Origin of the sequence: Pseudoalteromonas sp. 78C3, assembly GCF_002836695.1 — a bacterium.
GTDB lineage: Bacteria > Pseudomonadota > Gammaproteobacteria > Enterobacterales > Alteromonadaceae > Pseudoalteromonas > Pseudoalteromonas arctica.
The window spans coordinates 1-13682 of sequence record NZ_PJAV01000078.1 but is presented as its reverse complement, the minus strand read 5'-3'; the positions used below and the strand labels follow the sequence as shown (position 1 = coordinate 13682).

Genomic DNA, 13682 nt, shown 5'->3' with positions numbered 1-13682 from the left:
TGAAGAATTGACTAATCAAGGCTTACTTAGTGCGACCGATGGTAAATTAGCTGGTATTGCAAGATCAATGAAAAACGCAGCACTTCCTTTACTCGGTGGCTTTTTTACTAAACAGCTTTTTGGTATGTCTCTTGATGGCGTCGAAGCTTTATTTGAAAAGGAGCAAGAGAGTGAGGGGGCTTCTGTCACAGGGGCTGAACAGTCTGGTTTGTCAAAAGATATTACTACTGTTGCTTCTTCAATCTCTACAAAGGCAGCTGAATTAGCAATAAAAGAGTATCAAACAACAAAAAATGCTATAGGCCATTTTAGGGAAAATTTAAGGCTATTAGTGGAAGGGTTAGAGGGTGAAACTTCATTTAAAGCTCCTTTATTTATTTTGATTGATGAATTAGATCGTTGTAAACCTTCTTATAGTATTCAACTATTAGAAACTATTAAGCATTTATTTAATGTTGAAGGCGTCTACTTTATTGTCGCTACTGCATCAGAGCAGCTAAGTCACTCTATCAATGCTGTATACGGAGAAAAATTTGAATCTAAACGTTATTTAAATCGTTTTTTTGATCAAGAGTACTCGTTAAAAAGTCCTGACAAAGAAGAATATTGTAACTTTATTTGGTCAAAGTATTTACCTAATGAAACAGTTTTTGTTCCGGTTTTCCAAGCAGGTAATAAATCAGAAGATATAATAAATATTGGCATACTCAGTAAGGTTGCTGAGCATATGCGGGCCGGTTTAAGGGATATTGAACAAGCCGTTAAGCTTTTATATTCAATTCAATTAACGCAAGAAAAAACTGATTATCTATTTTCATTACCCTTGTTTTATATCATCACTTTAAAAATCAGGCACCCTCAAGTTTATTCTCACTTTAAAAATGTATGGAATAGGAATGCTAAATCGGCTTTAAGTGATGAGCAGCATGTTAAGTTTATAAGCGATGAATTTGAATATAATATGGCTTTTGTTGGGAACACAGCTTATAGAATTGAGGAATCAATGCATATAATTTGCGATCCAAATACTGAGCTTACAAAGGTTTATCCGAGTCACCATCTTCGAAGTGAGCCTAAAAAGGGTCTTAAAGACTTTATTAAAGATGGAATGTTTGAAGCTAACCGCGTTCGCAACTTTAAAATGGAAAAGAACTTTTCAACTTATATACAAATAGTTGAGCAGGCCGGGCAACTATTATAATTATTGAAAGGCAGTCAGCTGAGCCACCTAGTTATTACTCTTTAGTGGCTCAACTTTTTACACGGTAATAGATTACTAATGCCACGACATTATTTTAATAAGCTGTCTTCTACTTTATTGACAACCTTAAGCGCTTTCAACCTATTAAAAGGGCACAAAAAAAGCGACTACCCAATATGGTGTCGCTTTTTTAGTAAGTCGTATTAGCTTACTTATAAAAGGCTTCAACAGTGCCTTTTCTTGTAAGTAAAAGTGGTTGTCCGCGACGATCAAGGCCTTTTGGAGATGCAAACTTTATCCAACCTTCGCTGATGCAGTATTCTTCAACATCAAAACGCTCTTTGCCGTTGAACGTGATACCAATATCGTGTTCAAAAACTTCTTCCACATGATGTGGGCTACGTGGATTAATAGAAAGGCGATCTGGTAAAGCAGGTTTTGCGGTAGTGTCGTTCATGGTCATATTCTATATTGAATGAAGTATGCGCTATTGTAGGCAATACAAAGCTTTCGCTCAAGAGAGATAGTAGTAAATGTGTTTAAAAATGTACTAATTAATGAGTTGTGTATACAAATGAGATTGCGCTTGGAAAATATTTACAGAGGAGGTTTTGAAGATATTCGACTAAATAATTATAAAGGTAAATATATTAATGGGTTATCTCTAACCCATTAAATTGTGTAGCAATTAGATGCTAACAATGTTCTCAGCTTGTGGGCCTTTTTGACCTTGAGTAACAGTAAACTGTACACGTTGGCCTTCAGCTAAAGTTTTAAAACCGTCGCCAGAGATTGCGCTAAAATGTGCGAACACGTCTGCGCCAGATTCTTGCTCGATAAAACCAAAACCTTTTGCTTCGTTAAACCATTTTACTGAACCAGTAGTTGTAGTAGACATAATATGTATCCTAAAAAATTAATATAAGTGTGCCTGAAAAGAGGCGATTGAGCCGGAAAAAATAGTTAACTTGAGGATATCGCGTAGGATTATTACTAAAACAACGGGGTACTAACAAATAAAACAAAACTTCTTTCAAACTAGTATTCAAAATGGGTTATTGCTAACCCATTAAATTGTGTAGCAATTAGATGCTAACAATGTTCTCGGCTTGTGGGCCTTTTTGACCTTGAGTAACAGTAAACTGTACACGTTGGCCTTCAGCTAAAGTTTTAAAACCGTCGCCAGAGATTGCGCTAAAATGTGCGAACACGTCTGCGCCAGATTCTTGCTCGATAAAACCAAAACCTTTTGCTTCGTTAAACCATTTTACTGAACCAGTAGTTGTATTAGACATAATATGTATCCTAAAAAATTAATATAAGTGTGCCTGAAAAGAGGCGATTGAGCCGGAAAAAATAGTTAACTTGAGGATATCGTGCAGGATTATTACTAAAACAACTCGGTACTAACAAATAAAACAAAACTTCTTTCAAACTAGTATTCAAAATGGGTTATTACTAACCCATTTTAACGAAAGCAATTAGATGCTAACGATGTTTTCAGCTTGTGGACCTTTTTGACCTTGAGTAACAGTAAACTGTACACGTTGGCCTTCAGCTAGAGTTTTGAAACCGTCGCCAGAGATTGCGCTGAAATGTGCGAAAACATCAGGACCAGATTCTTGCTCGATGAAACCAAAACCTTTTGCTTCGTTGAAAAATTTAACTGTACCAGTTGTAGTATTAGACATAATAGTATCCTAAGAATTAATAAAAGTGCGCCTTAAATTAGGCAATTTAACAGGAAGAAAACATACATTTAACTGAGGATAACGCGAAGGATTATTACTAAAACAACGTGGTACTTACAAATAAATAGGGTTTTCTGTCAACCCGATGCCAAGCAGGATAACAGTAAATTGAGCTATATACCAAGCCCTATTGTAAATTTATTTTAGAGTAAGTGCTTTATTTGTTTGTTTGTTTTTTAACTAACAGGCTATGATTGAGGTGATCTTTTTTGCTTTTAAATTGAAAGTAAATTTATATTAATCAAATGTTTATGTTTATTTTGGCATGTGCTTCTAGAGTAGGTAAAACACCAGCTTTAGGTGGTTAAAACATGACCTAACCACCTACTGAAATTTTTTGATATATACCTTAAATAACCTAATTCATTAGCTCCAAATTACAAATCCAAGTATTAATAATGCAATCCAAAGTGTTTCAGCCACAATTAAAATAATGGGTTTCATACCTACTTCGGTAAGCTTTCCTAAATTAGTTTTCATACCGTTTGTACACAATATTCTTACTCTAAGTTTAATAAATAGCACCCTACTGGAAGGATGGTTCTTAATTATTTCAATAGGAATTTATCTCGGAGATGCGTTATGTAATATGTAAGTCATTATGATGAATCATGCCGCGTTTACAGCAAAGCGGCTGATCAGTGGATGAAAAACCAGCAGAGAGCCATCAAGGTAAGGCTTGTTGTCTTTAAAAAATATTTAATGGTTACGCGCTAAGATTGCTAATTAGCAGTTTAAGTCCGTTTAACACGTTGCGCTTTTTTTGTGACTTATTTTTGTAATAGTTTAGTCATTTTACTTTCATCAAAATTACCTTTATCAGTCACATCTGTTTTCTATAGTGCAGCGGTTGATCTTTTTTGTGTTTACACATTTCAAAAAATAACCACTAAACAATGGGAATTACGGATGAAAATTAAAAAAGTCGCTGCGGCAATCGCGCTAACATTTGCGTTTAGCGCAGTTAGCCATGCTGATGTACTACCGCAAAGCCAAAAAGAAAGCAGCTGGTATAGCGCTGCGCAAACTAAACTAACAACAAAAACAGCACAAGCGCAGGCTACACAAGCCACTAAAGCTAAAAACGTCATTTTATTTGTGGGCGATGGCATGGGTATTTCTACACTTACCGCCGCACGCATTTTACAAGGGCAGCGTAATAACCAATCTGGCGAAGAAGGTTATTTAAGCTTTGAAGAGTTCCCATACTCTGCACAAGTTAAAACGTATAACGTAGATGCTCAAACTCCCGACTCAGCCGGCACGATGACGGCTATTATTTCGGGTGTAAAAACCGATGTGGGCGTTATTGGTGTAGACGAAGATATTGAACGCGGCGTGTGTTCAACAGTGGCAGGTAACGAGCTAATTACCGCAACTGAATTGGCTGAAATTAAAGGGTTATCTACCGGTATTATTTCTACAGCACGTATTACTCATGCAACCCCTGCTGCCACGTATGCTAAATCGGCTGACCGTAACTGGGAAGACGTATCAGATATGCCAGAAGATGCCGTAACGGGTGGCTGTGAAGACATTGCATCGCAATTGGTTAACTTTGAAAAAAACCTAGAAGCACGATTTGTAGGTACCGACGTAGACGGTCTTGATTTTGTAATGGGTGGCGGTCGTCGTCACTTTTTACCAAAAGACGAAACAGCTAACTCAACAGATGCAGTAAGCGCTATAGAAGGTGACCGTACTGACGAGCGCAACCTAGTAACTGAGTGGCAAAGACAATACCCAGATGCTACGTACGTAATGGATCAAACAGGCTTTGATGCAATAGCAGACGATGCCACTAAAGTATTTGGTTTATTTAACGAATCCCACATGCAGTACGAAGCTGACCGCGCAAATGATGTAGCGGGCGAGCCTTCACTTACCGATATGACCACTAAAGCAATTGAAGTGCTTGGTAAAAACGATAACGGATTTTTCTTAACGGTTGAGTCGGGTCGAATTGACCACGCGCACCACGCGGGTAATGCATACAACGCGCTTAACGACACCATTGAGTTTGCTAAAGCCGTGCAAGCAGCGATAGATAACACCAATCCAGAAGAAACCCTTATTTTAGTAACCGCCGATCACAGCCATGTATTTACAATTGCTGGCTACCCTAAGCGTGGTAATCCAATTTTAGGTCAAGTAGTTGCAGTAGGTTCAACAACACCAAGCCTAGCCGCCGACGATATGCCGTACACCACGGTCGGTTACGCAAATGGCTTAGGTTTTAGAAATCTAGGCGACGAGACTGATGCTGATGCAAGTTACACAAGTGCTGCTGTAGCAGGGCGTGTTGAGCTAAATGGCGTTGATACAACAACCCCAGGTTTTCACCAAGAAGCAACTGTACCAATGGGCTCAGAAACACACGCAGGTGAAGACATATCTTTACATGCAAAAGGTCCTGGTGCTCAGCTAGCACAAGGCGTAATTGAACAAAACGTTGTATTTCATTTAATTAATCAAGCTCTTGAACTAACTCAGCAATAATGGCGGCTAACATGAACAAATTAACGGTACTTTCTTTGGCAGTAATGGTCGCGCTAGCAGGTTGCTCGAGTGACGATAACAAAAATGAAAACAATATTATCGCAGTAGATAACGCTATTGCAGTGGGCTCTGAGCAGTGTATTAATGGCGGTGTAGAGACGCAAGTAGGCGCAGATACCAATAATAACGACGTGCTAGATAGCGACGAAGTTAACTCAACTAATTTAGTGTGTAATGCACCTGCTACGTCGTTAACAAGCGAGCAGTTAGCCTCGCTCACTAGTAATACATGGTTTAGTGAAGCACAAACAAAATTAGGCGCTGCACAAACAGCCAATAGCAACATTGTTACAGAATCAGGCAAGGCTAAAAACGTAATTTTATTTGTGGGCGATGGTATGGGTATTTCTACCATAACCGCAGCACGTATTTTAGCGGGTCAGTTAGAGGGCGAAATGGGTGAAGATCACCAGTTAAGCTTTGAAACTATGCCTTTTTCGGGCTTTGTAAAAACATACAACGTAGATGCGCAAACGCCAGATTCGGCAGGAACAATGACTGCAATGGCATCGGGTGTTAAAACCGACGCAGGCGTTATTGGTATTGATGAAGCAGTTGAACGTGGTAATTGTGCATCAGGCAAAGGGCACGAACTTGTTACCTCGTTAGAGCTTGCTGAAATTGCAGGCAAAGCAACAGGGATTATTTCTACAGCGCGTATTACTCACGCAACACCCGCTGCAACGTATGCTAAATCGGCAGAGCGTAACTGGGAAGATATCTCCGATATGCCAAAAAGTGCCGCAACATGTGAAGACATTGCATCGCAACTGGTTAACTTTGAAGCCAACTTAGAAGCACGCTTTAGTGGTGTTGATGTAGACGGTATTGATGTAGTAATGGGCGGCGGTCGTCGTCACTTTTTACCAAAAGATGCCGCGTTTAATTCAGCCGATGCAGTAAGTGCTGTTGAAGGGGATCGTACAGATAACCGCGACTTAACCGCAGAGTGGAAAACGCAATATCCAAATGGCACGTACGTAATGGATCAAACTGGTTTTGATGCAATAAGTGACGACGCCACTAAAGTGTTTGGCTTATTTAACGAGTCCCACATGCAGTACGAAGCTGACCGCGCAAACGATGTAGCAGGCGAGCCTTCGCTTTCACAAATGACCGAAAAAGCAATAAGCGTGCTTGATAACAACGAGCAAGGTTTTTTCTTAACGGTTGAGTCGGGTCGAATTGACCACGCGCATCATGCGGGTAATGCTTATAACGCGTTAAACGACACTATTGAGCTTGCTAAAGCCGTTAAAGTGGCGATGGAAAACACCAACCCAGAAGAAACATTAATAGTTGTAACTGCCGATCACAGCCATGTATTTACCATTGCTGGTTACCCTAAACGCGGTAACCCAATTTTAGGTAAAGTGGTTGCAGTAGGTGCAACTGAGCCAAGTTTAGCTGCCGACGATATGCCTTATACAACGGTTGGTTACACCAATGGTGGTGGCTTTAGAAACCTAGGTAGCGAGACTGATGCCGATGCAGGTTACGCGTTTGCACCGGTTACAGGGCGTGTTGATTTAACAGATGTTGATACAACAACACCTGGTTTTCATCAAGAAGCACTGGTACCAATGGGCTCAGAAACACATGCCGGTGAAGACGTAGGCGTTTATGCAATGGGACCAGGTGCACACTTGGTAACAGGCACAAACGAGCAAAGCTTTTTATTCCATGTAATGGACTTTGCCGCTGACTTTGTAAAAACAGCAGACGAAAAACTAGCGCAATAAATACCGGCTAGTTATAAATTTAGTTAAATATATCTAAATAAAAAACCCCGCCTACTTTGCGGGGTTTTTGTCATTAAACTGACATTTATAATCGTTATGTTATTGCCATAAACTTGAAATATAAATAAGAGATAGCTAAATGAAAAAAGCGTTATTAATAATTGCCACGCTTGTGAGTACAAGTAGCTTTGCCTCGCAATGTGATATTGATGCCAAGCATTTAAAAGCCGATTATAAAATTACCAACAGTCATAAAGCGCAGCAAAGCAGCGAGTCACTTACCCTTTGGCGAAACAATCAGCAAGTAGCGCATCAAAGTGAAGTAATAACCGAGCTTTGGCAGCACTTAGCCAATAATCAAATACGCCCAATACGTTACTTTAATGCTCAGCAACGCGGCATAGAATATCAACCATCTGAAGTACGCGGCGTACAAAATTGGAGTGCTAAAAGTCAGCTGGTGGATAACCACTTAATCGAAAAAATGACCTTAGTAAGCACACAAGGCAAAGGCTGTGATGAAGTGAAAAACTATACACTGAGCGAAAATGGCAACGACTTTAACCTCGCCTTTATTACGCATTCAAAGTTAGTTAAAACATTTAGTATTAGTAATAAAAAAAGCCAAACAAGTACATTGCTAAGCCTTAATAATGTAAACACTAATGAGCCATTAATTACCGCTCAATTTGCACAGTGGGATCGCTTTCAAACCACCGATTACGCCGACATTGGCGATAACGAAGGCGACCCATTTTTAGCTAAAATGATAAACCTTGGTTTTATTGAGCACGGCGCAACTGGCTTTTATAACCAGCAGGGCGAGGCTATTCAAGGCGGGCATCACCACTAGTTTTTAAATGTTGTAGTTCATAGCTGAAAGAATGACAGGCGGCTGTGAGCTACAAGCCAATTTTTCAAAAATAGATTAATTTAAGCCATTCCCACCTCAGTAATATAACAAACACTTTCCTATTTTTATAAAACCTACACCATCAGCCACATAATATTTATAGTTGGTAATAATTTACACTATTTGATATTAATAGAAGTTCATATAATAGGGACGTTTTGACGTGAAAATAAGAAAACGCCCCTGATAGAGTGGTTATAACTCAAGCCAAGTTTCTGCATGAAAGAATCATGCGATAATTGAGAAAATTAGATATCAATATGGAGTAACTATGGAGCTTTTTAGTTCATTAGCGACAATTATTGGGCTCGTTTCAGTATGGAAGTCAGAGGGACGAGCTCGTAGTGGAGAGGATTATAATGATTTTATTCAATGGCTTAGCGATAGTAGGCACTGTAGGTTAATCGAGAGCCTAGAAAGCAATCATTTGTTGGGTTTGAAAATTAAGCAACTTTTAACTAAAAACCACACAGAACTTGAAAAAAGTTTAGCTAATCTGGATGCTATGCTATTACAGCTAGCTTCTCAAATTGATGATTTTAAAGAAATAGCTAAAGAAATAGATCCAACTCAGGGAGTTTCAGATCAAGCTATTCATATATTAAAAAGCATTGTTTCTTCCACCTCATCTTCTATTCAAATGAATTCAATAAATTTCTTTGATGTTGCTTGGGGAGCTAACGATAATGAAGTTCCTAAAATTTCAATGGGATTTGTTGATGAACCTGGTGTTATTAAAATTGAAGAGCCCAAATTTTTACCCGATGATTTGAATACATTGGTCAAATTAAATCTGCTACTCATAAGCGAAGTTGGTACAAGTTCACCTATATACACAGTGACAAGGTCTGCTGCTAAGTACCTTGAAAAGTTGAAGTAGAGTTATAATAAGCACTTTAAAACAATCTAAAACAGTGGATTGAGTTTATATATCGCAACCCACTATTTAAGTTCACTTAATGCTGTTTTAGCACTATCCGCAGACACTACAAACCCAACTACCTAAACTATTCAAGATGAGCATCATCAGGCTTTTTAGGTTTACTCGCCACTTCTGTTAAGCCGTTTTCGCAATCGCCGCTGTCGCAGGTATTTAAATCGCTTTGTGCTTGTTTATCTTGTTGCAGCACTTGTTTTAAATCTTCCATGCGTTGGCGCACGGCTACGCCGTAGCTGGCGTCGTCTCCCCATAATGCAGCAAGTTGCAGTACTGCAGCGCGGTCGTGGTCTCTAAATAGCTTACCGGCGCGCTCTGCATCTTGTTTAGTGTTACCTAGTAACTCGAGTGCTTCAACGGCAAGGTTAATAGCTGAGTCGACGGTTTCGCGGTTAAACGCATCTACTTTTAAATTAAGTAACTGATACGCATGGCGGCGGTCGATTGCGCGAGCAACTATTTTAAGTTGCGGGTAGTTTTTATGCGCTAGCTTAATTATCTCAATGGTTTTATCGGGGTTATCAATTGCAATTACCAGCATTTGCGCGGTGTGCGCGCCTGCGGCTTCAAGGAGCTCTTGGCGTGCTGCATCGCCATAAAATACGGTGTTACCAAAACGGCGTAGTAATTCTATTTGGCTCGGGCTGTGATCAAGTACGGTAATTTCGTAGCCTTGCGCGTGCAGTAAACGCCCCATAATTTGACCAAAACGTCCGTAGCCCGCAATAATTACGTGCTTAGCGGTGCTAATTTGCTCTGGCTTATCAAACTCAGGCAGAGCACTGCTGCTGCGTTTTTGTATTTGCTCATAAACCATAAGTAGTAACGGCGCTATTAGCATTGATACCGCTACAACTAAGGTAACAAGGCTGGTTTGCTCGGGCGTTAAAATACTTAAGGTGGTGGTTACGCTTAAAAGTACAAAGGCAAATTCACCCCCTTGGGCAAGCGCTAAGGCAAATAATAACTGCTGTTTACTGTTAATTTTAAAGGTAACGGCAAGGGCAAATAAAATGCAGGCTTTAACCACAATGAGTAAAACCACTAAGCCTATAACGGTACTAAACTCGTTAAATAGCAGTTCAAAGTTAATTGATGCGCCAACAGTTATAAAAAACAATCCTAAAAGTAAGCCTTTAAAGGGTTCTATATCAGCTTCTAATTCGTGTCTAAATTCACTCTCGGCAAGTACAACGCCTGCTAAAAAAGTCCCCAAAGCAGGCGATAAACCAATACTTTGCATAACCAGCGCAATAGCGACCACTAAAAACAGTGCAAAAATAGTAAATATTTCACGCATGTGCGTTTGGGCAATGTATCTAAATAACGGGGCCGATACATATTTACCGCCGGCAATAATAGCGGCAATAACCGCGACCGATACACATACTTGTTGCCATACAGGCCAGCTTGCAATAATCGAATCGCTGATTTCTTTTGAGCTAGTTTGCGGGGCAAATGCAAGCAGTGGCAATAGGGCTAAAATAGGAATAATTGCGATGTCTTGAAACAGCAATACCGAAAAAGCGTTTTGTCCGGCTTCTTGCTTTAGCCAGCCTTTTTCTTCAAGGCTTTGCAGTACAATAGCGGTAGAGGAGAGCGCCAGCATTAAACCAATGGCGAGTGCGGTTTGCCAATGCATGGCAAAAAACCAATAACAAAATGCAAAAATAGCCGCTGCCGATAACACAACCTGTAAGCCACCAAGCCCTAAAATAGAGTGGCGTAATGTCCATAAACGCGAAGGTTGTAGTTCAAGGCCCACTAAAAACAGCATCATTACTACGCCAAATTCAGCGAAGTGCATTACATCTGTTTGATCGCCCACAACACCCAGCGCATAAGGGCCAATGAGTATGCCGGCAATTAAATAACCTAATACTGAGCCAAGTCCGACTCGTTTTGCAATAGGCACAGCTACAATGGCTGCTGCTAAGTAAATTAAAGCAATTTCTAACACGCGTTTATCCTAATAACATCAAGGCTTTTAGAATGGCTTAGCTGCTTATAAAATACAATGGATTATATGGCTCAAAGTTGCTTATTTATCAGTAGTTATAACACTAATGGTTATAACTACTGGGCTAAAAATAGCACTTTATGTTGAAGGGCTTGTTGGGGGCTAAATATTACAAATACTTATAATTGCTGAGCTTGGTTGGCCTGAATCAGAATGGTAAATAGTAATGTTTGAGCTTATTGTATTTTCAACGCTTGTTTCAATTACTGTTACTTCAAATTCGGCAGATGCAGGTAGGTCGATATCTAATTCGCTATCGAGGTAAATACCTCCGCTTTTTTGTAAAGTAAGCGGTTTTGTTTGATCAAAGCTAAATTGAAAGCTATCTGACGCTAAAAGTGTATCTACCATGTTAAAGCGTAAGTTAACGGTGTCGGGGCCTGAAAACTCAGCACACACAAATACCGAAACCTCAACAGCTTGTAAAACAGGCATGCTATTTTGGCCTATATCCACAGTAAAGTTGCTTTGCGTAATTGCTACAGAGTTATATTCCCCAGCTGCAAGCCTTTGATCTGCTGTTGTTATCGTTATTTTTTCGCCTTGCGCTAAATTAACCTCTTCATCAAAAAAGCCATTTGTATTGGTGCTGTATTGCTGTCCATTAATTGTTAGCTGTGCATTGCTTATAGCTGCTTTTTGCACATTAGTGAGTTGCCCTTTAATACGACCGATAAGTAGGGCAGAGTTAGTTACTGTAATTGAAAATTGCACGCTTTTTGAAAATCCATCAGCATCAGTTGCGACAACGGTTAGCGTGTAACTACCTGTCATATCGGCGATAAATTCGGTAATACTTTGGTTTGTATTGCTTAAGCTGGTGCTCGAGCCTGAAGGCGCTGATAGCGTCCAAGCGTAATCGAGAGAGGTTCCTTCTGGGTCGTAACTTTGGCTTACATCAAATTTAACTGTATTACCCACTACATCGTAGCGTGATTGCTCCCCCGTGAAACTAATTACTGGCAGTGCATTTTGTATTACATCAATTGTTAGGGTTTTTGTGTCAGAGAACTGCACGCCATCGTTAGTGCGTAACGAAATAACCACTTGCCCCTCTACTGATGCGCTAAACGTTGGTTTTGATATTGTATTACTGCTAAGCGTTGCTTGGCCTTGCGACGAAATGATTTCCCATTGGTAGCTTAGTGGCTGGCCTTCTGGATCGTAACTAGTTGAGGCATCAAGTAAAACTTGTTCATCAACCGTTATGGAGGTTTCATAAGTTACCAAAGTAATAGGCTTTTTATTGCTACTGGCATGCAGTACTGAGGTTGCTTGGTTTGAGCTTAATTGCCCATCAGACACCGTAAGCACTACAACGTAGTCGCCTTCTTTATCGGCAATAATAGAGGGCGTTGCTGATGTACTGTTAGTCAGTTGTGATGCACTATTTACAGGCTTGGCTTGTAACTGCCAGTTATAACTCAGCGTATCTCCGTCGGGGTCGCTGCATTGTTGGCACTGCAAAGTGGTTGATTCGTTTAACGTAATATCACGTTCGGATTCAAGTGTTGCAACTGGGGCTTTATTACTTGTGGTAACAGTTAAAGTAACGGATGCGGTATCACTTTCGCTTTGTTGATCGGTAACAGTGAGTGAAAGCGTGTAATCTCCAGCTGTTGACGCTGAAAATCCAGCGGTATGATTTTGCATGTTTGAAAGAGCTGGCGTGCTGCCCTGGGGTTTTGATGTAATTGCCCAGGCATAACTAAGCGTATCGTTTTTATCGGGATCAGTACTTTGGTTACCATAAAGTGTAACAACTTCATTTGGGGCAATTGTTTGATTTTCTACGTTTATAACCGCTTGTGGCGATGAGTTAGAATTAAGTGATTCACTTTTTATGAGTACGACAGTGCTTGCCGTATCACCTTGTGAATCAGTAACGGTAAGCTCAACTTTAAACTCGCCTATTTCGTCGGCAACAAACTGGCTTTTTACTTGAGTCGCATTTTCAAGCGTTGCATTACTTGCTACGGGCTTGGTAATAAATTGCCATTTGTATTGATTAATGGCGCCGCTGGTTGTGCTACTTTGCGCGCCATTTAAAAGCACAACATCACCTTGTTTAACGGTTTGTGTGCTACCTGCGTTAGCAATTAGTTGGGTATTTGCAGTAACGGTGAGTTGTTTTTGTGCAGGTGTGCTTGAAAGCTTGCCGTCACTCACGGTTAATACTAATTGGTACTCTTGTGCTTCAGATACCGAAAACTCAACGGTACTTTCGTTATTAACCGTAATCGGTATTTCTACTTGTTCGTTTTTGCTGGTTAATTGCCATTGATAGGTGAGTGCATCGCCATCGGGGTCGCTACTTTGTGCTGCGCTAAAAACGAGGGTGGTATTTACTTTAAACCCCGATTGCTCGGTGGTAATAACCGCAATAGGCTTTGTGTTAGTGCTGAGCGGTTTAGTTACTGTTTTGGAGTCTGAACCTCCAGAGCCACATGCAACAAGCGTGAATAGAGTAGTGATTAGAATTAAGAGTTTCCATTTCATAGTATTAATATCCTTTTAAAAAGTTGAATATTAATATGTACCGAAATTAGCTATAAAGCA

The 13682-nt window shown here is 40.1% G+C and carries 11 protein-coding genes and 1 pseudogene; 5 read left to right on the top strand and 7 right to left on the bottom strand.

The window, feature by feature from the left end:
* Positions 1-1201, top strand: a 1201-nt coding sequence (locus CXF76_RS01505; RefSeq protein ID WP_232785079.1) for a KAP family P-loop NTPase fold protein, incomplete at its 5' end; no start/stop codon positions are given.
* A 208-nt stretch (positions 1202-1409) separates the two neighbouring features.
* Here the strand turns inward: CXF76_RS01505 and CXF76_RS01500 are convergent.
* From CXF76_RS01500 to CXF76_RS01480, 5 genes and pseudogenes are all read right to left on the bottom strand, one after another.
* On the bottom strand, positions 1410-1658 hold the full coding sequence (locus CXF76_RS01500; RefSeq protein WP_002963088.1) for a DUF3297 family protein: 249 nt from the start codon (positions 1656-1658) through the stop codon (positions 1410-1412).
* Positions 1659-1889: 231 nt separating this feature from the next.
* A complete protein-coding gene (locus CXF76_RS01495; protein ID WP_010554515.1) occupies positions 1890-2099 on the bottom strand; it encodes a cold-shock protein in 210 nt (69 codons plus the stop codon).
* A 187-nt stretch (positions 2100-2286) separates the two neighbouring features.
* A complete protein-coding gene (locus tag CXF76_RS01490; protein ID WP_007580429.1) occupies positions 2287-2496 on the bottom strand; it encodes a cold-shock protein in 210 nt (69 codons plus the stop codon).
* A gap of 186 nt (positions 2497-2682) precedes the next feature.
* The gene (locus CXF76_RS01485) at positions 2683-2892 is read right to left on the bottom strand and encodes a cold-shock protein (RefSeq protein WP_006792548.1); all 210 of its coding nucleotides are present in this window, start codon (positions 2890-2892) and stop codon (positions 2683-2685) included.
* A gap of 426 nt (positions 2893-3318) precedes the next feature.
* Positions 3319-3435 (bottom strand): annotated as a pseudogene (locus tag CXF76_RS01480) (putative sulfate exporter family transporter); the annotation flags it as partial.
* Positions 3436-3861: 426 nt separating this feature from the next.
* Between CXF76_RS01480 and CXF76_RS01475 the strand changes: the two are divergent.
* The 4 genes from CXF76_RS01475 (at position 3862) to CXF76_RS01460 (ending at position 9046) form a co-directional block, all read left to right on the top strand.
* Complete coding sequence (locus tag CXF76_RS01475) at positions 3862-5451, top strand: alkaline phosphatase (RefSeq protein WP_101162882.1); 1590 nt, start codon at positions 3862-3864, stop codon at positions 5449-5451.
* An 11-nt stretch (positions 5452-5462) separates the two neighbouring features.
* Positions 5463-7253, top strand: a complete 1791-nt coding sequence (locus CXF76_RS01470) for an alkaline phosphatase (protein WP_101162884.1) — start codon at positions 5463-5465, stop codon at positions 7251-7253.
* A 139-nt stretch (positions 7254-7392) separates the two neighbouring features.
* A complete protein-coding gene (locus CXF76_RS01465) occupies positions 7393-8106 on the top strand; it encodes a hypothetical protein (protein WP_101162881.1) in 714 nt (237 codons plus the stop codon).
* 331 nt (positions 8107-8437) lie between these two features.
* Positions 8438-9046, top strand: coding sequence for a hypothetical protein (locus tag CXF76_RS01460; RefSeq protein WP_101162880.1), 609 nt, complete (start codon positions 8438-8440; stop codon positions 9044-9046).
* A 127-nt stretch (positions 9047-9173) separates the two neighbouring features.
* On the opposite strand, the gene CXF76_RS01455 is transcribed toward CXF76_RS01460, so the two are convergent.
* The gene (locus CXF76_RS01455) at positions 9174-11063 is read right to left on the bottom strand and encodes a monovalent cation:proton antiporter-2 (CPA2) family protein (protein ID WP_101162879.1); all 1890 of its coding nucleotides are present in this window, start codon (positions 11061-11063) and stop codon (positions 9174-9176) included.
* A 162-nt stretch (positions 11064-11225) separates the two neighbouring features.
* On the bottom strand, positions 11226-13622 hold the full coding sequence (locus CXF76_RS01450) for a PKD domain-containing protein (protein ID WP_101162878.1): 2397 nt from the start codon (positions 13620-13622) through the stop codon (positions 11226-11228).
* Between the last annotated feature and the right edge of the window lie 60 nt (positions 13623-13682).